General features: G+C 41.9%; 10 protein-coding genes and 1 tRNA gene. 5 read left to right on the forward strand and 6 right to left on the reverse strand.

The window, feature by feature from the left end; translation table 11 throughout:
• The first annotated feature begins 5 nt into the window (after positions 1-5).
• Complete coding sequence (locus tag PARA125_RS07305; protein WP_213158179.1) at positions 6-734, forward strand: N-acetylmuramoyl-L-alanine amidase family protein; 729 nt, start codon at positions 6-8, stop codon at positions 732-734.
• Position 735: 1 nt separating this feature from the next.
• Here PARA125_RS07305 and PARA125_RS07310 read toward each other — a convergent pair.
• The 3 genes from PARA125_RS07310 to PARA125_RS07320 form a co-directional block, all read right to left on the reverse strand.
• Positions 736-809 (reverse strand) — tRNA-Arg (locus PARA125_RS07310).
• A gap of 406 nt (positions 810-1,215) precedes the next feature.
• The gene (locus PARA125_RS07315; RefSeq protein WP_213158180.1) at positions 1,216-2,100 is read right to left on the reverse strand and encodes a DUF4116 domain-containing protein; all 885 of its coding nucleotides are present in this window, start codon (positions 2,098-2,100) and stop codon (positions 1,216-1,218) included.
• 529 nt (positions 2,101-2,629) lie between these two features.
• Positions 2,630-2,767 carry a hypothetical protein gene (locus tag PARA125_RS07320; RefSeq protein ID WP_213158182.1) on the reverse strand — a complete coding sequence of 46 codons (138 nt, stop codon included), beginning with the start codon at positions 2,765-2,767 and terminating at the stop codon, positions 2,630-2,632.
• Positions 2,768-3,216: 449 nt separating this feature from the next.
• On the opposite strand from PARA125_RS07320, the gene gnd reads away from it, so the two are divergent.
• Complete coding sequence (gnd, locus tag PARA125_RS07325; RefSeq protein WP_213158183.1) at positions 3,217-4,668, forward strand: decarboxylating NADP(+)-dependent phosphogluconate dehydrogenase; 1,452 nt, start codon at positions 3,217-3,219, stop codon at positions 4,666-4,668.
• Between the two features lie 65 nt (positions 4,669-4,733).
• Complete coding sequence (locus tag PARA125_RS07330; RefSeq protein WP_213158184.1) at positions 4,734-7,331, forward strand: ATP-dependent Clp protease ATP-binding subunit; 2,598 nt, start codon at positions 4,734-4,736, stop codon at positions 7,329-7,331.
• 19 nt (positions 7,332-7,350) lie between these two features.
• Here the strand turns inward: PARA125_RS07330 and PARA125_RS07335 are convergent, their stop codons facing one another.
• Positions 7,351-9,534 carry a coiled-coil domain-containing protein gene (locus tag PARA125_RS07335; RefSeq protein ID WP_213158185.1) on the reverse strand — a complete coding sequence of 728 codons (2,184 nt, stop codon included), beginning with the start codon at positions 9,532-9,534 and terminating at the stop codon, positions 7,351-7,353.
• A 473-nt stretch (positions 9,535-10,007) separates the two neighbouring features.
• Here PARA125_RS07335 and PARA125_RS07340 point away from each other — a divergent pair, with 473 nt between their 5' ends.
• Entirely contained in the window at positions 10,008-11,252 is a 1,245-nt protein-coding gene (locus PARA125_RS07340; RefSeq protein WP_213158186.1) for a neutral/alkaline non-lysosomal ceramidase N-terminal domain-containing protein, read from the forward strand.
• Between the two features lie 124 nt (positions 11,253-11,376).
• Positions 11,377-12,159: a phosphatase PAP2 family protein gene (locus PARA125_RS07345; RefSeq protein WP_249274258.1), complete on the forward strand. Its 783-nt coding sequence runs from the start codon at positions 11,377-11,379 to the stop codon at positions 12,157-12,159.
• Between the two features lie 146 nt (positions 12,160-12,305).
• Here the strand turns inward: PARA125_RS07345 and rpoC are convergent, their stop codons facing one another.
• Both rpoC and rpoB read right to left on the reverse strand, forming a co-directional pair.
• The gene (gene rpoC, locus PARA125_RS07350; RefSeq protein WP_213158188.1) at positions 12,306-16,451 is read right to left on the reverse strand and encodes a DNA-directed RNA polymerase subunit beta'; all 4,146 of its coding nucleotides are present in this window, start codon (positions 16,449-16,451) and stop codon (positions 12,306-12,308) included.
• 207 nt (positions 16,452-16,658) lie between these two features.
• Positions 16,659-20,414, reverse strand: a complete 3,756-nt coding sequence (gene rpoB, locus PARA125_RS07355; protein ID WP_213158189.1) for a DNA-directed RNA polymerase subunit beta — start codon at positions 20,412-20,414, stop codon at positions 16,659-16,661.
• Positions 20,415-20,510: the final 96 nt, after the last annotated feature.

Consider the following 20,510-nt stretch of genomic DNA (forward strand, 5'->3'; position numbering starts at 1 on the left):
CACAAATGAACTCTATTTTTTCAAAAACCCATTTTGTCATTTTTAGCTTGCTAATTTCACTGCAATTAGTTTCTTGTAGTCACCGCCCCTCCTCCCACTTGGATGAATACCGCATAGGGATGCAAGAGCCCACTTTAATTGCTTATTCTCCAGTCAGTAAAAGGCACCATGCCAAAAAACTGATTGTTATCGATGCAGGACATGGAGGGGATGATGCGGGCGCCGAAGCCACAAATTACACAGAAAAACATCTCAACCTTGCCACGGCACGGCTTTTGCGCGTTTATTTAAAGCAGCTCGGCTACTCAACAGCCATGACTCGCGATGCGGATTTTTTTGTTTCCCTTGATAAAAGGGCTTCATTTGCAAACTCCAAAAATCCAGTCCTTTTTGTCAGCTTACATTACAATTCAGCCCCTAACAAAAAAGCGGAAGGGATCGAAGTTTACTATTACCACTCAGAGAAAGACAAAAAAAGGACAACTCAGTCAAAGATCTTGGCCAACTCTGTTTTAGAGAAAGTCATTCAAGCGACTTCTGCTAAATCGCGTGGCATCCGAGCAGGAAATTTTGCAGTGATCAGAGAAACTCATATGCCTGCAATTCTGGTGGAAGGGGGATTTTTAACCAATGAAAAGGAAGTCAAGAATATTAAAGATCCTGTTTATTTAAAAAAGCTTGCATGGGGAGTGGCTCAAGGGATTGCGCAATACCTCAGCACACATGCAGGATGATTGTCCTCGGCGCGATTCGAACGCGCGACCTGTTGCTTAGGAGGCAACCGCTCTATCCTGCTGAGCTACGAGAACAGCGACAAAAACTTATAGATTAATTCAAAATCTGCTTTCTCTCAAGCCTTTTTCATAGATTTTTGCTACTTTAAAAAATTGTTGACGAAATTCTCCCTTGATCTCCGCAGCATGCCCATTTATGCAGAAGCAATGGACGGCTTAATTCAAAAAAATCGCGTGAAAGTTTTAAAAAGGTAGGTTGGCACCATTGACCTAAAATTCAACCAAGTAAAACAACCAATAAATCCTTCTTTTCCATTTACCTTCAAGCAACCAACTTAGCCAAAATCTTTCGTTCACACCGTTTTCAACACCGATTGATTGGAAGCCGTTTGAAGAAGAGTTTTCTAACCATGTCAGGCACGCTGCTCCTATATTTTGTTCGAAATACAGGAACAATCGAAAACTTAAAGTCTTAAAATTATTACGAGCACCTATTCTTAAGTTCTTGCTTAAGCTCTTCACTAGCATACTCAAGCGCCCCCTCATACTGCTTAACAGCAGCAAGTACTACGCTCCTATCGTTTTTAAGCTCTTCGCTGGCATACTCAAGCGCCCGCCCATCCTGCTGAACAGCGGCAAGCACTACGCCCCTATCGTTTTTAAGCTCTTCGCTGGCATACTTAAGCGCGCCCCCCTTCTGCTGAACAGCGGCAAACACTACTTCTCTATCGTTTTTAAGCTTTTCGCTGGCATCCTTAAGCGCGCGCCCCTTCTGCTGAACAGCGGCAAGCACTACTTCTCTATCGTTTTTAAGCTCTTCGCTGGCATACTCAAGAGCCCACCCATACTGCTGAACAGCGGCAAGCACTATGTCCCTATCGCTTTTAAGCTGTTCGCTGGCAAACTGAAGCGTCCACCCCTGCTGCTGAACAACAGCCAGTATGAAATCCCTATCACCTTTAAGCTGTGCGCTGGCAAACAGAAGCGCCCCCCCATACTGCTTAACAGCGGCAAGCACTACTTCTCTATCGTTTTTAAGCTGTGCGCTGGCAAACTGAAGCATCCACCCCTTCTGCTGAACAGCGGCAAGCATGAAATTTCTATTGTTATATTTCCTGATAGCAAAATCGTAAATTCCTACAATAATATTTCCTACAATAGGTATTAATAGGATAATACAGCGGGAATAGCTTTTTTGGTGTAAATGCTCGTAGTAGCGTTTTTTTGAACTATCTGCTTTTTGCTTTGTGGGAAGAACCCTATATTTCTGAAATAAATCAATCAAATTAGTGGCTGTACTTACAATTGGAATGTAGTCAGATATATGATCCAATTTTATTAAAAAGCTAACGCTATTTGTGCTCATCTTGATTCCTTTATTTTAATTTTTTAAAAAAAATTATTTTACAAGCTTAACAATTTAGTGTCAAGGTGAAAAGAAAGCCAGACCGGAAGAAAGTTAGCAAAAAGCTTAGGCTTTGTCGCATAAATACCCCGATAATGAGGCTTAATGCTTCAGTTCCTCTTTTGCTTTTGATTAAGGTTAATAACACATGCGCTTGATGCTTTAAGCCATCAAGTAGGCCACCTCAACCACTAGCTGTATGCTTGTTTGATAGGCTTTTATGCATAGCCTAGCAAGCGTCAAGCTTCTTGTAACGCATAGCAGATTAAATTAAATGGCATGCTTTTAGAAGCTTTCCCGCACGCAACTTGGTCTTTCTTCTCCTCCACTTAGTCAAAACCCTGAAGAAAGCCTGAAAGAAAAATTCAGGCTGCTAGGCACGGTGCCATATGCCGATACCAAACTGTATAACTTTTAACTTCCTAGATTTAGGCCAATCTCTCCTTAAGCCCCAACCGTTTATTATCCTCGCAACTAGGCCATAGCCGGACTAACTTTTCTCTGAGAACTTGTGGCTAAGCGTTGATCCCTTCTTTTCGATTATTTCTGAAGCTTGAGAAATCGCAGCCGCCATTCCTAGATAATCCCTTGCTTTTGTTTGAATTTCCCTTTCTGGAATTTCCGCCATACTGCACTCTTTTTTAGAAAAAAATTCCAATAGCAGATTCCTAAGCTAATTCGAAAAAAATCTTCTGCCCCTAGGAAGGTGGGCTAAACAACAAAGGCAGTTTATGTTAGCAACGAATGCGCAGAGGCATAAGGCTCCAAAAGACGAGCAAAAACTATAAGAATACAAACCGCAACAAGTGGGAGAAGGCGAGTTTCGTTTTTAAAAGATTTTTAGAGATGGATTTTTCAGTTGAGGCACAAAGAGATAGATCCAAAAATGAAGGGACTATTTCTCTTGCATTACCCCTCATCTATAAAAAATTTCCTAAACAATTTTCTGTTTAGATTCTTCTTTTTTTTATTCTATTGCAGTTAATCTTCTTTTGATATGATCCCAATAGATGGAAATGAAACTCCCCAATCGCTAAAAACTCAATGTTCACGTCAAAAGCATTTAAGGAAGGATATATGTCAGAAGCAGATATAGGGCTAATCGGTCTTGCAGTCATGGGGCAAAATCTTGCTCTTAATATGAACGATCATAATTTCAAAGTAGCTGTGTTTAACCGAACTGTTTCTAAAGTTGATGAATTCCTTCAAGGCCCTGCCAAAGGCACCCAAATCTACGGAGCACACTCTTTAGAAGACTTTTTCTCCCATTTAAAAAGGCCTCGAAAAGTCATGTTGATGGTTAAAGCAGGTGAAGCTGTGGATCACTTCATTGATTTATGCCTTCCCTACCTGGATAAAGGAGACATGATTATCGATGGAGGAAACAGCCTTTTTACCGATACTAATCGCCGTACAAAAATGTTAAAAGAAAAAGGGCTTATCTTCGTGGGGACGGGAATTTCTGGGGGCGAAGAAGGTGCCCGGCATGGCCCTTCAATCATGCCAGGAGGAAATCCTGAAGGTTGGCCTTATCTAAAAAATATTTTCCAAGCCATCAGCGCTAAAGTAGACAATAATGAACCCTGTTGCGATTGGGTGGGCGAAGATGGGGCTGGCCACTATGTCAAAATGGTGCACAACGGCATTGAATATGGAGACATGCAGCTTATTTGCGAAGCTTATGCCTTGCTCAAAAATGTGCTAGGATTAAATGCAGATCAATTACACGCCATTTTTAAGGAATGGAATACACAGGAACTCAATAGTTATCTCATTGAAATCACTAGCCAAATCTTCACGCATCAAGACGAAGATGGAGCTCCTCTAATCGAGAAAATTCTAGACGTGGCGGGCCAAAAAGGAACTGGTAAATGGACCGTCATAAATGCGCTTGACTTAGGGATGCCCTTAACTCTTATTAGCGAGGCGGTTTTTGCGCGCTGCCTTTCAGCCCTTAAAGCTGAAAGAATTGAAGCCAGCAAAGTTTTAAAAGGCCCCACTGCCTCTTATAGAGGGGATCCAGCCGAATTCATTCAGAATATCCGCCATGCACTCTATGCTTCTAAAATCATTAGCTATGCACAGGGCTTTATGCTTATGCATCAAGCTGCTCAGGAATACAACTGGCATTTAAATTATGGCGGTATTGCTCTTATGTGGAGAGGTGGTTGCATTATTCGCAGTCTCTTTTTAGGTAAAATTAAAGAAGCTTATACAAAAAACCCGCATCTCAAAAATCTTTTACTCGATCCATTTTTCTCTACAGCCATTGAGCAAGCGCAAGCTGGTTGGCGTAAAGCCGTTTCAACAGCAGCAGAATTGGGGACCCCTGTACCCTGCTTCAGTACGGCCCTTGCTTTCTACGATGGTTATAGAACCGAACGTTTGCCAGCTAACCTTTTACAAGCACAAAGAGATTTCTTTGGGGCTCATACGTATGAAAGAATCGACCAACCACGCGGGCAATTCTTTCACACAGATTGGGCAGGAACCGGTGGAAAAGTAAGTGCAGGGAGTTATAATGCTTAAGGAAAACCTTAAGCCATTTTAATAAAGTGAAATTTTGAAACAAATTGATCGAATGGAGGAAAAATATGAATCAAAACTTCACAGAATCTGTTGCACAAGCGCTTCAGCAAGCTTTCTCCAGCGCTCAGCAAAGACAGGGTATTGAAGTCACTGAAAACGATTTATTAATGGCTTTTTTATCTGATCCTGAGGGGTATTTTAGCTCTATTTTAACCCATTTAAATGCAAACCTTGATCCCTTAATAAAAGAACTTCAACAAAAGATAAATAGTCAGCCGACTTATAGCGGAGACAACATCCAGCCTCCGCGCGCTTCTCAAAGCCTTCAAAGCCGCATCTTAGATGCTCAAAGTATCGCTCAAGCTTGGAAAGATACTTATACAAGCAGCGACCATTTTCTCATTTCTTACTGGAAAAATGGAGGAGAACCTTTTCTAAGTTGGAAAAAGAAAACAGGAATTTCCTTAAAAGAATTGGAAGATCAAATCAAGCTCATCAGAGGAGACCGACATATGGACTCACCTACAGCAGAAGCAAGCTTACAAACGTTGGAAAAGTATTGTAAAAATTTAACTGCCCTGGCCAAAGAGGGAAAATTAGATCCCGTGATAGGCCGCGATGAAGAAATTCGTAGAACCATGCAAGTTCTGAGCCGCCGCACGAAAAACAATCCTATGTTGATTGGAGACCCTGGTGTCGGGAAAACAGCCATTGCAGAAGGACTTGCTCAACGAATTGTTCAAAAGGATGTTCCCGATTCGTTAAAAAATAAGCAGCTGCTATCTCTTGATATGGGAACTTTAATCGCAGGCACCAAATACCGCGGAGAATTTGAAGAAAGGCTTAAAGGCATCCTTCAAGATATAGAAAAAAACGAAGGAAAAATTATCCTTTTTATTGACGAGGTTCACACTTTAATCGGAGCAGGGGCAACTGAAGGTGCCATGGATGCTGCAAATCTGCTCAAGCCAGCTCTAGCACGCGGTTCTTTGCATTGCATTGGAGCTACAACTCTAAATGAATATCAGAAACATATTGAAAAAGATGCCGCTCTGGAACGGCGCTTTCAACCTGTGATGGTCAAAGAACCTAGCCTGGAAGATTCTATTGCTATTTTACGGGGACTGCGTGAAAAGTATGAGATTTTCCATGGCGTGAGAATCACCGAATCAGCGATCCACGCAGCTGTTTTCTTATCTTATCGCTATATCACGGATCGCCGTCTGCCAGATAAGGCCATTGACTTAATCGATGAAGCTGCCAGTATGATTCGGATGCAGCTTGGGAGTCGTCCTCTCCCCATCGATACGAAAGAGAGAGAGCTGGCCAGCTTAATTGTCAAACAAGAAGCGCTTAAACGAGAAGGGACTCCTTTAGCTCAGACAGAACTTGAAAAAATGGATGAAAAAATCGCGCAAATCAAAGAGGAACTTTCTCTCCTCAGGCAACAATGGGAAGAAGAGAAAAAACTTATTGAATCTTTGAAAGAAAAGAAAAACCAACTTGAACAGCTTCGTTTTGAAGAAGAAGAATACGAGCGTAAAGCAGACTATAACAAAGTGGCAGAACTGCGCTACAATAAGATTCCCCAACTTCAAAAAGAGATTCAAGAAGCAGAGCGTAAGTTGAATGAAAAGCCTAATCGCTTACTTCAAGAAGAAGTGGATGAAAACCTTATCGCTCAGGTCATCTCTAAGTGGACCGGAATCCCTGTGAATAAAATGCTAGAAGGAGAAGCCACACGCCTCTTAAATCTAGAAAGAGAACTTGAAAAGCGAGTTGTGGGACAAGAGATTGCTGTAAAGGCAACTTGCGAAGCTATTAGGCGCTCACGATCAGGTTTAAGCGATCCGGGAAGACCCATGGCTGCCTTTCTCTTTTTAGGGCCCACGGGAGTCGGCAAAACAGAATTAGCAAAAGCTCTGGCCGAACAGCTATTTGATCAAGAAGAAGCCCTGATGCGCTTAGATATGTCAGAGTATATGGAAAAGCATAGCATTGCCAAGCTTATCGGCTCTCCCCCTGGATACGTGGGTTACGAAGAAGGAGGGCAATTAACGGAAGCTCTCCGGAGAAGGCCTTACTCGGTAGTGCTTTTAGATGAAATTGAAAAAGCCCACCCTGATGTGTTTAACATTCTTCTTCAAGTTTTTGACGATGGGCGCATTACAGATAGCAAAGGGCGTGTAGTCAACTGTAAAAATGCTCTTTTCATCATGACTTCTAATTTGGGTTCAAGTCAGCTGTTGGAAAAAATAGAACGCGCCGGCTCCTCGATTGATAAAGAGATAATTTTAGCAGCTCTAGAGCCTATCATTAAAGCCCATTTTCGCCCAGAGTTTATCAACCGACTAGATGATATTCTGCCTTTCTTGCCTTTGCAAAAAGAAGACATGCAAAAAGTTGTGTTCATTCAACTAAATCGCCTTGCCAAGCGATTAGCAGAAAAACATGTCTCGCTCAAGTGGACTCCTGAAGTAATCGCCCAACTTGCTGAAACAGGGTATGACCCTTACTTTGGGGCTCGTCCATTAAAAAGGCTCATTCAACAAGAGATTGTCAATATGCTGTCTACAGCAATTTTAGAAGGGAAAATTCCAAGCGAGTCGCAGATTCTTTTAACTTGGAAAGAGGGTAAGTTCGGATTTGAGATAAAAAAATAAAAAGGGCCGAATGGCCCTTTTAAACTTTGTGTTGTAGAAGACTTTCGATCACTCCATAGAGAAGTTCGGTTTCCTGGACAGCTTCTCCATGCATTTTTGCATAAAATTCCTGAGTTTCACGCAATTGTTTTTCCAACGCTTTTTCCATAACAGAGTAGCCAAAAACCTCTTTCTCTTGCAGTTCGATCTGATGCAGCATAAATTTTTCTTCAAGATGGAATAATTGCTTGCGCGTTTCATCGAGCACTACAGACTTATCTGCAAACTGACATTTAAGCTGCTCATACAAGCCCTTCATACGTCTGAAAGCGCGGTCTGCCTCTACAATTTTTTGAGAGTCAGCTAGCTGTCCTGGATTTTGCGTGGAAATAAGACTCAATTGTTTCTTTAAGGCCTCTCTTTCGGAAGATAATTGAGACATTGCTTCATTAGCCTGGCACAACTGCGCTTTTATCGAGACAAGGGTTTCCTCATTTTCTAACGCTTGTTTTTTAAACGATTCAAGTTCAGCTTCTTGGCCCCTTCTTCGGTCTTCTACTTCTAATAAAGAGCAATTTTTGCTCTTCAATTCAGCTACTTCCTGATCGGCCCGATAGATTTTGGTTTGCAGCTGCTCAATCGTAGCCGTTTTCTCAACAACTTGCTGTTTTAAAGTTTCCAAATCAACTTCTTGAAGGTTTTTAAGCTCTCTCATTAAAGTTTGATTTTCTTCTTGTAAAAGAACCGTGTTTTGCTCCACCTGGGCTAATTGAGCTTGCTGCTGCTCAATCGCAACCGTTTTCTCAAGCACCTGCTTTTTCAACATCTCTAAATCAACTTCTTGCAGGTTTTTAAGCTCTGCCATTAAAGTTTGGTTTTCTTCTTGTAAAAGAACCCCGTTTTGCTCCATTTGAGCTAATTGAGCATGCAGCTGCTCAATCGCAACCGTTTTCTCAAGCACCTGTTTTTTTAAAATTTCATAATCGGCTTCTTGCAAATTTCTAAATTCGTTCAATTCAGTTAATGACTCATTTTCAGCTTTAAGCTGGCTGAGTTCATGCTCAGCCTGGGACAACCGGTTTTGCACCTGATTAAATGCGACTTCCTTATCTTCAAATTGTTTTTTCAAATTCTTCCAATCCGCTTCCAGTGCCTTTTTTGAGCCATTTAATTCGTCAATCTTTCTTTCAAAATTTTGCTTAACTTCGATATTTTGGTGGGTTAGCTTTAAAATTTTATTTTGATTATCAATTTCTTTAGCTTCGATTTCTTCAAATTTAATTTGCAGCTTAGATAAGCTTGCTTCTAAGAGACTTTTTTCCCTTTTTAGAGTCTCCATCCCTTCTTTCAGTTGGTAAGAATGATCTTGGTATTCGTTCTCTTTTTCCTCTAAAAGATCTTTTTGTTTAATTAGCTCTAATTGAATCCGATCTTTCTCAGCTTCAATATTAATTAAATCTTGGTTGGCTTTTTTCAATTCTTGCTGCAGTTGGGCTAATAAAGAATCTTTATAGCGAATCGCCTCGATTAAATTCTCCATTTCTGCGGGTGAGATTTTGCTTAAAGAACGAGCTGTAAGCTGCTCAATTTGCTTGAGATAAGCTTGTATACGCTGATTAAGCAATTCTGCTTCGTGTCTTTTTTGAAAAATCTCATTTAATAAGCTTTCCTGCTGGGATTGAGTAGCAGAGAATTCATTGCGCACAACTTCTAACAGTTTTTCTTGACGCTGAATTTGGCTATCTTTTTCTTTTATTTGCGATTGGAATATTTGGATTTGTTCTTTTAAAGCTTCACATTCTTCGTGCAATTTTCCTTCTGAAATTTTGTACTTCTCATCTAGATTTAAGAGGTTTGTCAACCGGCTGCTCGACTCAATTTGTAAAGAACGGATCAATTCCTCAACTTCTTCAAAAGATAATGCGGTAACGGCAAATGCCAAAGCGATAGCCATTCCCATTCCAAATTGCCAAAACCGTTCTTCTAAAGGAATGTGACTATAAGAAATTGCAAAAAACAGGCAAAGAGTACTTAGCGCTAGAGCAAAACCTCGTATTTTCCATTTCCAGCAAATAGGGAAACCGATCAAAATTAAAGCAGGTAAATAAAATGAACTCGCTAAGCCTTTTGACAACAAAACCGAAAAAGTTAAAAGAGTGACAAAAGGCCCCATAAGAGCCCAAAATTGGATTTGGCGATTGACTTTTTTTTCTGTGATATCCACGCACTTCTCCTTGAAGTATTCAGGACTACTTAATTAATGAAAACCTAAGTATAGAACAAATCCTTCTCATCTTCAATAAAAATGGCTTTAGAAATGGTTGAGACTACGAATATATTGCCTATTCATCTATTTATCATTTTGAGAAAAAATAAATTTAACTATTGAAACGTTGTCTACAAACCTATCTTCTTTATTAACCCTCTTAACTTTTGGCATGATATTTTCGAAGCCTAGCTTTTGCCGTTCTGGCTAAGATAAAGTTTTGCTTCTCTTCCTGGCAATCCAAAAAGGGTCATACGCTTGGTTATGGTTTGTTCTATAAAATTTCTAAGTCGAAATTTTTAATTTATAATTCCTAGGTTTTACGTATAATAAATAACTTTTCATTATTTTTTGTTGTTCTACTCAACAAATTCAGTTTAAATTAATTTAAATGAGTTTAATATGGCAACTGATCGCCAGGAGGTTTTTATATGAAAACTATTGCTCGAAGTCTGTTTTTTTTACTTGCTCTCATTATCCCTACATTAAATAACGCAGGTTTAAATGTAGGAATTGGCAAAGCTAACATCACGCCAGCGATAGGAACTCCTTCCGCAGGATATACGGAGCGAAAGGGAGAAGGGATGCAAGGGATCCATGACCCACTTCTTGCTATTGCTCTTTTTATTGATAATGGGGAAAAACAGATTGTGCTCTGCAGTGTGGATCACTTGGGTTTTACATATGAAATGGTACAAGAAATTATTCAGCAGGTCCATCGCGTGCCAAAACTAGGTCAATGTGGAATTTATATCGCTTCATCTCATACCCACTCAGGAGGAGGCGCCTATTTGAATATTCCATTGTTAGGCGAAAGTCTTGCTGGCCCTTATAATCTTGAGGTGACTAAGTTTTATGTTGAGAAGACAGTGGAAGCAATTATTCAGGCGAGTCAAAATCTCACTCCATCAAAAATTGGCATCGGATATGGAAAAGCTGAGAATTTGAGCAAATATCGTGGGCTTTGGCCAACAGGAATTACTCCAGTTTTTGATATGGCTGTGATTAAGGTGACTAAGCTCGACGAGGCTCCTTTAGCTGTCCTCTTTAATTATGCAGTCCATCCCACAATCTTAGATAGTCAAAATCGTCTATTTTCTGCCGATTTTGTAGGATATGCACGCGATCATCTAAAATCTCTACTTGGCTCTGAGGTACAACCTATTTATTTTAATGGAGCTCAAGGAGATATTATTCCTGTGATCTTCAATGAAGAAGATCGCTTCGCATCTTGCGATCAGCTAGGCCGATCGTTGGCAGAAACGGTTAAGAAAATTTGGAATGAAGTAAAGGTCGATGATTCTCTACACATCCAAACACAAAGTGAGCCCTATGCATTTAAGCCGCAAGCGACGCCTTTCGGGCTGAGCCTGCCTTTAGAGCAATATAAAAGCGAAATGAATGCGATTGTTTTAAATCAGCTGCATGCTTTTATTACGATACCAGGCGAGCTGAGTTGTATTTATGATCAACGCTTAAAAGAAATAGGGAATGAGCTGGGATACAGCCATGTTTCTATATTTGGCCTCACCAATGATGCTCACGGGTATATTATCTTGCCAGAAGCTTGGAGACATAAGACATCCGAATCGGCCCTTTCTTTTGGGGGTGAAAGCTACGGAGAGTTAACCAAAAATCGGGCTACAGTTCTTTTAAAGAATAACGCGCCTAAATAGATTCACTATGCTTTACGATCAACAATTGCAATTGATCAATTTTATTCAGCGGTTTAGAACTCCACTGCTTGATCAACTTTTTAAATTTTTAAATTTCTTTGATAGGCAGGAATTCTTCTTTGTATTGATACCTATCATTTGGCTTGGGCAGGGATGGAAGACAGGACTTCGGTTATTTTATATCCTGTTTTTTAGTAGCCTTGCTAATCATGCTTTGAAAGAATTATTTTTATCTCCTAGACCTTTCCATCTGGATGCAAATATAGGGATTATTCAGGTTAGCGGATTGGGATTTCCAAGTGGGGCCGCCCAGACGGCGCTTTTCTTAGGCGGGCTTCTATGCATTTTTTGGAAGAGCTCCTGGAAATGGGTTTTAGCCCTTGCTTATATTTTACTGGTGTCCTTTTCGCGTATATATTTGGGAATCCACTTTCCGAGCGATATTCTAGGAGGTTGGTTGGTAGGATTTGGCCTGTTGGCTATTTACCTTTATGCTCGTCCCCCTATTGAGAGGCAACTTAAAAGACTTAATCCGCTCTCTCTTTTTTTACTGAGTCAAATTGTCCCTGTGCTATTACTTATTTGGCAATCTTCTTTACGGACTTCCAGTGTTGCAATGGGAATAGGAATTGGGGTATTTATCGTTCATTCCTATCAATTATTTCTGCCATCTCCTAAACATACGAAGGAATACGTCCTGAGGGCCACAGTAGGAGTTTTAGGCACGTTTGCCTGTTATACTTTGATGTCACTCCTTCCCATTTCACATTCAATCTTCTATTTAATCCCCCGATTTCTGGTACTTGGGCTTTGGATAAGCTTAGGAAGCCATCTCGTTTGTCTTAAACTCTTTCCCGATTGCAAATCGTTTAGAGATGGGCTAATAGAGAAAAAACCTCTTGTATAGAGAATCGTGCTCAGCCTTCGGTTGGAGAATAATAAATTAACGCCAGTTCTCTATCTTTAAAAACTTGTAGTCGCTGGTGAGGTCCCTTCAAAATAAAAAAGGCCGGATTTTTCTCCGGCCTTTCTAAAAGTAACTAAACAGTCCACTTAAACTACACTTTCAAAATCAAAGACAAGCTCTTCTTCATGGTCTTTATCAACAAATTTCTTCACGCGCTTATGCCGCTCGAAACCTGTTCCTGCTGGAATGATATGCCCCATGATGACGTTTTCTTTGAATCCTAACAGATAGTCTGTCTTTCCTGCACAGGCAGCTTCAGTCAAGACACGGGTGGTATCTTGGAAGGATGCGGCAGAAATAAACGATTCTGTTCCTAAGGAAGCCTTTGTGATACCCAATAAAACAGGCGCTGCCTGAGCGGATTTTCCACCTTCTTTTGCAACTTTCAAGTTTTCATTTTCAAAGTCTTTCTTATCCACTTCTTCGCCGTAAAGCAAGCTTGTATCACCTGGATCGACAATACGCACTTTTTTCAACATTTGACGAACAATGATTTCAATATGCTTATCGTTAATGTCAACACCCTGTAAGCGATAAACTTCCTGCACCTGGTTAACGAGGTATTTTTGAAGCTCACGCACGCCGCAAATTTCCAAAATTTCATGAGGGATGACCACCCCATCTGTCAACTGCTGACCCTTAATGACATGGTCACCACGCTGAACAATTAAGTGCTTAGTTTGAGGAATCATATGTTCCTCTTCCATCCCGGTTGTTTCGTCTCTTACCACAAGAATACGTTTATTCTTATGAAGGCGGAAATCAACCACCCCATTCATTTTTGCAATCTCAGCAGAGTCTTTGGGCTTACGCGCTTCAAACAGCTCAGCCACGCGAGGAAGCCCCCCTGTAATGTCCTTCGTTTTTAACGCTCCGCGAGGCAAACGCGCGAGCAACGTACCAGCTGTGGCAAACTGCCCTTCTACCACCGAAATAATCGCTCCCGATGGAATGGGGTAGGTCCCGATCAACTCTTTGCACTCTTGGTCCGCATAAATCACGATTTGCGGATGCAATTCGCCGCGGTGCTGCTTTACAATCAGCTCGACCTGGCCCGTTTGCTTATTTGTATCCCGCTCTGTGGAGATCCCTTCCACAAGGTCTTCATACTTCACAAACCCAGGACGATCGCAAATAATGGGAATATTATGCTGTTCCCATTCCGCAATCTTTGTATGAGGCTTACTCTTACTTCCATCAGCTACTAGGATACGTGTCCCTAATTCCAGCGTAAATGTTTGAAGAGGCTCGATTGACTTGGTAGAGAGCAGTTTTTTATACTCTTCTAAAGAACGCCCTTCGTCTCTGACAATATTTAAAGATCCATTCTTATTGAGAACCACCCAATTTCCGTCGTCGTTTTGCACAGTGCGTAGATCTGTGTAAATCACGATCCCTTCAAATTCAGATTCAATCTCAGGGCTTAAACTTGCCGAAGCGATACCCCCTAAGTGGAACGTTCTCATCGTCAACTGCGTTCCTGGTTCACCAATGGACTGCGCAGCGATAATCCCTACAGCTTCACCCATGCTGACCTGGCGGCCATTAGCCAGGTTAACCCCATAGCATTTTGCGCAAACCCCGCGTCTTGTTTCGCAGGTCAACACAGAACGAATTTTCACACTTTCAATACCCGAGTCGTCAATTGCTTCAGCTTGCAGGATGGTCAAGGTATCCCCTGTCTTTGCTAAAAGCTTAGTGCTGTCTCCCGGCAGGTAAACATCGTCGCATACAGTTCGTCCGAAAATACGATCTTTTAAAGGAAGTAGCTCTTCTTGACCTTGTTTAATGGGAGAGACTTCGATTCCATTCAAAGTTCCACAATCTTCTTCTGTGATAATCACATCTGAAGCGACATCAACGAGACGACGTGTCAAGTAACCAGAGTCCGCCGTTTTTAAAGCAGTATCGGCAAGACCTTTACGCGCCCCGTGGGAAGAGATATAATACTCGTGTACAGTTAAGCCTTCTCTAAAGTTAGAAGTAATCGGAGACTCAATAATCGCCCCCGACGGCTTCGCCATCAATCCACGCAAAGCGCCAAGCTGCTTAATCTGCGATTTGTTACCTCGCGCTCCAGAGTCCATCATCATAAATAACGGATTTAACTGAGACTCGTTAACTTCGCTAATCAGCTTGAAAAGCTCTTCAGAAAGATTTTCTGAAACTTCAGACCAAATGCTAATTGTTTTAGACTGACGTTCACCATCGGTAATGATCCCATCTTCATACTGCTTTTTAACCAAAGCTACGCGCTGATGAGCTTCTTCCAAGATTTGCTCTTTATTAGCAGGGATTCTAACATCACAAACCCCCATTGAAAGAGCAGCTTTAGTTGCTTCTAAGAATCCGAGGTTTTTCAAGTTATCTAGAAAACGAACAGTTGCTTCTAAGCCAACTTTTTTATAGCAGCGCATCACCAAATCGCCCATTTTCTTTTTAGGCATGCTGTAGTTTTGAAAACCAAGCTCTGGCGGTACAATCGTGTTAAACAATACACGGCCAGGAGTTGTTTCAATAATTCCATTTTCTGTACGTAGCTTAATCTTCTCGTGGATATGCAAACCATACTGATCGGAATCTTTGGATCCTTTGCGATCTTGGCGTGCTTCAGAAGACGCCAATGCCATTAATACCTCTTGAGAATCTCGGAAAACACGGGTTTTGTAACCGTGATCTTCCGGAATATAAAGAGGATCGCACATTAAGTAGTAAAGGCCTAAAGTCATATCCTGTGAAGGAACCGCAGCTGGTCTTCCAGAGGATGGTAAGAAAATGTTATCTGGAGCCATCATAAGCAGCTTAGCTTCTAATTGAGCTTCTACAGAAAGAGGAACGTAAACAGCCATCTGGTCACCATCGAAGTCGGCATTAAATGCTGAGCAGACAAGAGGGTGGATGCGGATCGCTTTACCTTCGATTAACACAGGTTCAAATGCCTGGATACCAAGGCGGTGCAAAGTAGGTGCACGGTTTAGGAGGACTGGATGCCCTTTAATGATGTCTTCTAAAACGTCCCAAACTTCTGGAGCATGCCGTTGAATCATTTTCTTAGCAGACCGGATCGTATACACATATCCTAAATCTTTCAAACGTTTCACAATGAAAGGTTCGAATAATTCAAGCGCCATCAATTTTGGCAGGCCGCATTGATTGAATTTCAGCTCTGGTCCCACAATAATAACAGAACGCCCAGAATAGTCTACACGTTTACCCAATAAGTTTTGACGGAAGCGACCTTGTTTTCCTTTCAACATTTCGGAAAGAGATTTCAAAGGACGGTTTCCGGCCCCCATCACTGGATGACCATGACGGCCATTATCGAACAATGCATCCACAGACTCTTGCAGCATCCGCTTTTCATTGCGTACAATCACTTCTGGAGTCTTCAATTTCAAAATGGCTTTTAAACGGTTGTTTCTATTAATTACACGTCGATACAAGTCATTTAAGTCTGAAGTCGCAAAACGGCCACCATCTAAGGGCACCAAAGGACGAAGTTCAGGTGGAATAACCGGAACACAAGACATCACCATCCAGTCGGGCCTATTATCGGATGAAAGGAAGCTTTCTACAATTTTCAAGCGCTTTGCCAGCTTCATTCTAGCTTGAAGAGATTTGGATTTACGCAATTTCTCTTTAAGGTCGACAAGCAACCCATGTAGGTCTTCAGAGCGCAATAGCTCGCGAATCGCTTCACCCCCCATCATAGTCACAAAAGCATCTCTCCCCCATTTTTCTTGGGCTTGTCTAAGTTCTGTGTCAGTCAATAACTGCTTTTTCTCCAAATCAGTTTGGCCTGGGTCTACCACCACATGCTCTTCATAATAAATGATCCGTTCGAGATCAGTTGAAGACATTCCTAAAACGTTCCCAATACGGGATGGCATTGTTTTGAAAAACCAAATATGGACAACGGGGACTGCTAAATCGATATGGGCCATTCTTTCGCGGCGCACTTTTGATAGAGTTACTTCTACTCCACAGCGGTCGCAAACAATCCCTTTGTGCTTAATTTTTTTGTATTTTCCACACGCACATTCCCAATCGCGAGTGGGGCCAAAAATTTTTTCGCAAAAAAGGCCACCTTTTTCAGGTTTAAAAGTTCTATAGTTAATCGTTTCAGGCTTTTTAATTTCGCCGTGAGACCATTGATTCCGAATGACCTCATCGGAGGCAATCTTAATTGTCAGCTTGTCAAATTGCCCGTCTTGCTGATTATTTTCTGACATGCATGTCTCCTATATAAATTGGCCGTATGCACAGGCATTAAAGAGGCATTTTATTTTTAAATGTCGCGAGGTGTGCCTCATTCACCCAGGACACACAGAGACTACATAGAACTGTCGGCTCGTTAATTGACTGATGTAGCTTTCTGTGTGCCTTGTGGCCCTGTAGTGAATCACTTCACACGTCACAGTATGTAATTTACATAAATGTTAGACAGATTCTGTACGAATATCAAGGCCTAAGCCTTGCATTTCCTTAATTAACACATTAAAGGATTCCGGAGTCCCAGATTGTAGGAGGTTTTCCCCTTTTACAATTGACTCGTAAATACGCGTACGCCCGGAGACATCGTCGGATTTCACCGTCAACAATTCTTGCAGCAAGTGTGCCGCACCGTAAGCCTCTGCGGCCCATACCTCCATCTCCCCGAAACGCTGCCCCCCCATTTGGGCTTTACCGCCCAAGGGTTGTTGAGTCACAAGCGAATAAGGCCCAACCGCTCTTGCGTGAATTTTGTCCGCTACAAGGTGGCTGAGTTTAAGGATGTAGATGTACCCCACAACTACCGCGCTATCAAATCGGTCTCCCGTGCAACCATCGTACAAGTAAAACTTACCATCAGATGGCATACCTTGTTTTTTCATCATTTCCCAAATTTTATCTTCTGGAAACCCTTCAAAAACAGGACTCTTCACATGAATTCCTTGCTTTTTTGCTGCAAAGCCGAGGTGGGTTTCGAAAAGCTGCCCCATGTTCATACGAGAAGGCACACCTAAAGGATTGAGGATAATTTCAATCGACTCCCCATTTGACAAGAAAGGCATATCTGCTTCTGGAACAATTTTAGAAACGACCCCTTTGTTTCCGTGGCGACCAGCCATTTTATCCCCAACTTGCAACTTACGCTTGGAAGCCACATACACTTTTACTTGTCGAATAATGCCTGGGTCTAGATCCGTATCCCCTTTGCGCATAAATTCAATCTCAGTCTTATACTGTGTTTCAAGAGTCTGCGTTGCAATTTCGTAATCATGCAAGAACTGCTTAAGTGTATTGTAAATGGGGTTATCGGGCATTAAGAGATTTTCAACATTCTCTTTTTCGAGCTCCTCAATCAAATCTTGAGTGATTAGCATCCCCTCTTCAATAACCACTTCAGCGGTTTTACGGTGCACAATTGTTCCCCGTGCTGTTTCGTTAAGGAGAAGAGCTCCAATTTTTTCACGCCGCTCTGTGCGTAGTTCAGCCTGTTTTTGTTTGTATTCTTTTTGAATATCTTTCAAGCGAGAAGCTTCTTCTACTAACTCATCGTCTGTTTTAGATAAACGATCCCTGCGGCTAAAGACTTTCACGTCCATAACCACCCCTTCTGTGCCAGGAGGAACGGTTAAAGAGGCATCTTTTACATCAGCTGCTTTCTCGCCAAAGATGGCGCGTAAGAGACGTTCTTCTGGGGCAAGCTCTGTTTCAGATTTTGGGGTAATTTTTCCAACGAGAATATCCCCAGGCTTAACTTCTGCCCCAATGCGGATAATGCCGTCTTCGCCTAAGTTTAGCAAAGCTTCGTCAGACACATTTGGAATATCGCGTGTAATCTCTTCCTTTCCAAGTTTGGTATCGCGCGCTGTTAGCTCAAACTCTTCAATATAAATCGAAGTATAGGCATCTTCCCGCAATAACTTTTCAGAAATGATGATCGCATCCTCATAGTTATAACCAAACCATGGCATAAATGCGACTAGCACGTTTCTTCCGAGAGCAATTTCCCCTTTATCCGTGGCTGGCCCATCTGCAATGACATCGCCAGCTTTCACTTCATCGCCAATATTGCATAGAGGCTGCTGATTAATGCATGTGCCTGCATTGGATCGCAAAAACTTTTTCAAGTAATAAGTTTTTTTATCCAAGCGGTTGGCCGTTGGAGAAATGACAATCTTCAAACCATCTACATATTCCACCACCCCATCTTCTTGGGCAATCACCACTGAGCCAGAATCCCGGGCTGCACGCGCTTCTAGGCCTGTCCCCACAATAGGAGCTTGAGGTCTAAGCAAGGGCACCCCTTGACGTTGCATGTTAGACCCCATTAGAGCACGGTTCGCATCGTCGTGTTCGAGAAATGGGATTAAGCCTGTGACAATCGAAACTAATTGTTTTGGAGAGACATCCATATGTGTAGCTTTGGATGATTCAATTTCTAGCGGTTCACCTCTCCAACGTGCCCAACAAATAGGCTCGGCAAACATTTTGAATTCATCCAGAGGGGCGGAAGCTTGCGCAATCACGCAACGCTCTTCTTGATCCGCTGTCATGTACTCAATTTCGTCTGTTACCACTCCGTCTCGAACGATTAAGTAAGGGGTCTCGATAAATCCAAATTCATTGATTTTGGCAAAAGAGGAGAGCGAAGTAATCAAACCAATGTTCGGACCTTCCGGTGTTTCAATCGGACAAATACGCCCATAGTGGCTAGGGTGAACGTCACGAACCTCAAAGCCGGCACGATCCCGATTTAAACCACCTGGCCCCAGAGAGGAAAGTCGACGTTTATGGGTCAGCTCAGCAATTGGATTTGTTTGATCCATAAATTGAGACAACTGAGAACGCCCAAAGAAGTCTTTTAGCACTCCAGACAAACCTTTGGCAGAGACGATTTTTCCAGGAGTAAGCGTATCGGAAGAGAAGTCAAATAAGTTCATTCTTTCCCGAATGATTTTTTCCATTCTGGCTAAACCAATGCGGCATTGATTTTGAATAAGCTCGCCCACAGATCTTACACGGCGATTGCCTAAGTGATCAATATCGTCCACATAAGTGTCTTCTTTATTTTGCTTTAAGCTAATTAAGTACTTTAAAGCCCCGATTACATCTTCTTTTGTCAATGTCACAGTTTTAAGCTGTTCATCGTCAATTTCTAAGCCTAATTTCGAATTAAGCTTGTAACGCCCCACTCGCCCGAGGTTATAACGCTTAGGATCGAAGAAAAGACGCATAATGGCAGAGCGAGCATTTGACAAGGTGGCAGGCTCCCCTGGCCGAATCTTGCGATAAAAATCTTTAAGGGCACTTTCATAAGAATCGGTGGGATCTTTAGAAAGCATCTTAATAATCGGACTCGTTTCATCCGCATCTTCTGCAATACGGATCACCTCAATGCCTGCATCGATCATGCGCTTAAGCATCGCAGTGGTGAGTTTTTCCCCCGCTTTTCCAAAAACAGTGCCACTTTCTTCATCAAGCGCGTCTTGCGCTAAGATTTTTCCAACTAAATCAGAAAGATCTTTGTCATTCTTTAATTTAATTTTACGTGTGCTGAAAAACTCCTCGATGATATCGGCATTCGTGGAATAACCTAATGCCCGAATAAAGGTAGTGGCTAAAATCTTTCGGCGCCGTTTCTTGCGGTCGATATAAATATGAATCAAATCATTTGAATCAAAAGCCCCTTCTAGCCAACTTCCGCGATAAGGGATAATCCTGAAGGAATAAATCCAATTTCCACGCATATGGCGTTCTTGCTCAAAGCAAATCCCAGGAGAACGATGCAACTGAGACACCACCACTCTCTCGGCGCCATTGATAATGAAAGTTCCTTTTTCGGTCATAACAGGAATAGTCCCCATATAGACTTCTTCCTCTTTAATCCCTGTCTCATCTGTTAAACGAAACTTGACCTTCAACGTAACGTTGTAAGATATCCCTCTTCGAATGCATTCGTCAGGGATATACTTAGGAACACCTAAGCTATAGGATAAAAATTCCAGGGTTGTTTTTTCGTCGTATGATTTGATAGGAAAAATTTCGTTGAAAACTTCTTGCAAACCTATGCTTTCCCGTTCATTGGGGAATAAATTTGCTTGTAAGAATTGATTGTAAGACTTGACTTGAATTTCAATGAGGTTGGGAAGATCAATAATCTCTTCCTTTTCAACAAAACTCACCCGATGCGGCGGCCTTTGCAACATGATGAAGGACTCCCTGGTATAGCTTGAATTAGGACATTGCCCTTGGCAAAACTTTTACTCAAAGATAAACTTGGAGGCGTGCTGCCACCCAGTTTG

The sequence above is a fragment of the Parachlamydia sp. AcF125 genome (assembly GCF_018342475.1).
In the GTDB taxonomy this organism is placed as follows: domain Bacteria; phylum Chlamydiota; class Chlamydiia; order Chlamydiales; family Parachlamydiaceae; genus Parachlamydia.

What these genes read in the sequence shown, in the direction of transcription:
- PARA125_RS07305 (WP_213158179.1), top strand. Translation starts at nt 6, where the DNA reads ATGAACTCTATTTTTTCAAAAACCCATTTTGTCATTTTTAGCTTGCTA.
- PARA125_RS07315 (WP_213158180.1), bottom strand. Translation starts at nt 2,100, where the DNA reads ATGAGCACAAATAGCGTTAGCTTTTTAATAAAATTGGATCATATATCT.
- PARA125_RS07320 (WP_213158182.1), bottom strand. Translation starts at nt 2,767, where the DNA reads ATGGCGGAAATTCCAGAAAGGGAAATTCAAACAAAAGCAAGGGATTAT.
- gnd (WP_213158183.1), top strand. Translation starts at nt 3,217, where the DNA reads ATGTCAGAAGCAGATATAGGGCTAATCGGTCTTGCAGTCATGGGGCAA.
- PARA125_RS07330 (WP_213158184.1), top strand. Translation starts at nt 4,734, where the DNA reads ATGAATCAAAACTTCACAGAATCTGTTGCACAAGCGCTTCAGCAAGCT.
- PARA125_RS07340 (WP_213158186.1), top strand. Translation starts at nt 10,008, where the DNA reads ATGAAAACTATTGCTCGAAGTCTGTTTTTTTTACTTGCTCTCATTATC.
- rpoC (WP_213158188.1), bottom strand. Translation starts at nt 16,451, where the DNA reads ATGTCAGAAAATAATCAGCAAGACGGGCAATTTGACAAGCTGACAATT.
- rpoB (WP_213158189.1), bottom strand. Translation starts at nt 20,414, where the DNA reads ATGTTGCAAAGGCCGCCGCATCGGGTGAGTTTTGTTGAAAAGGAAGAG.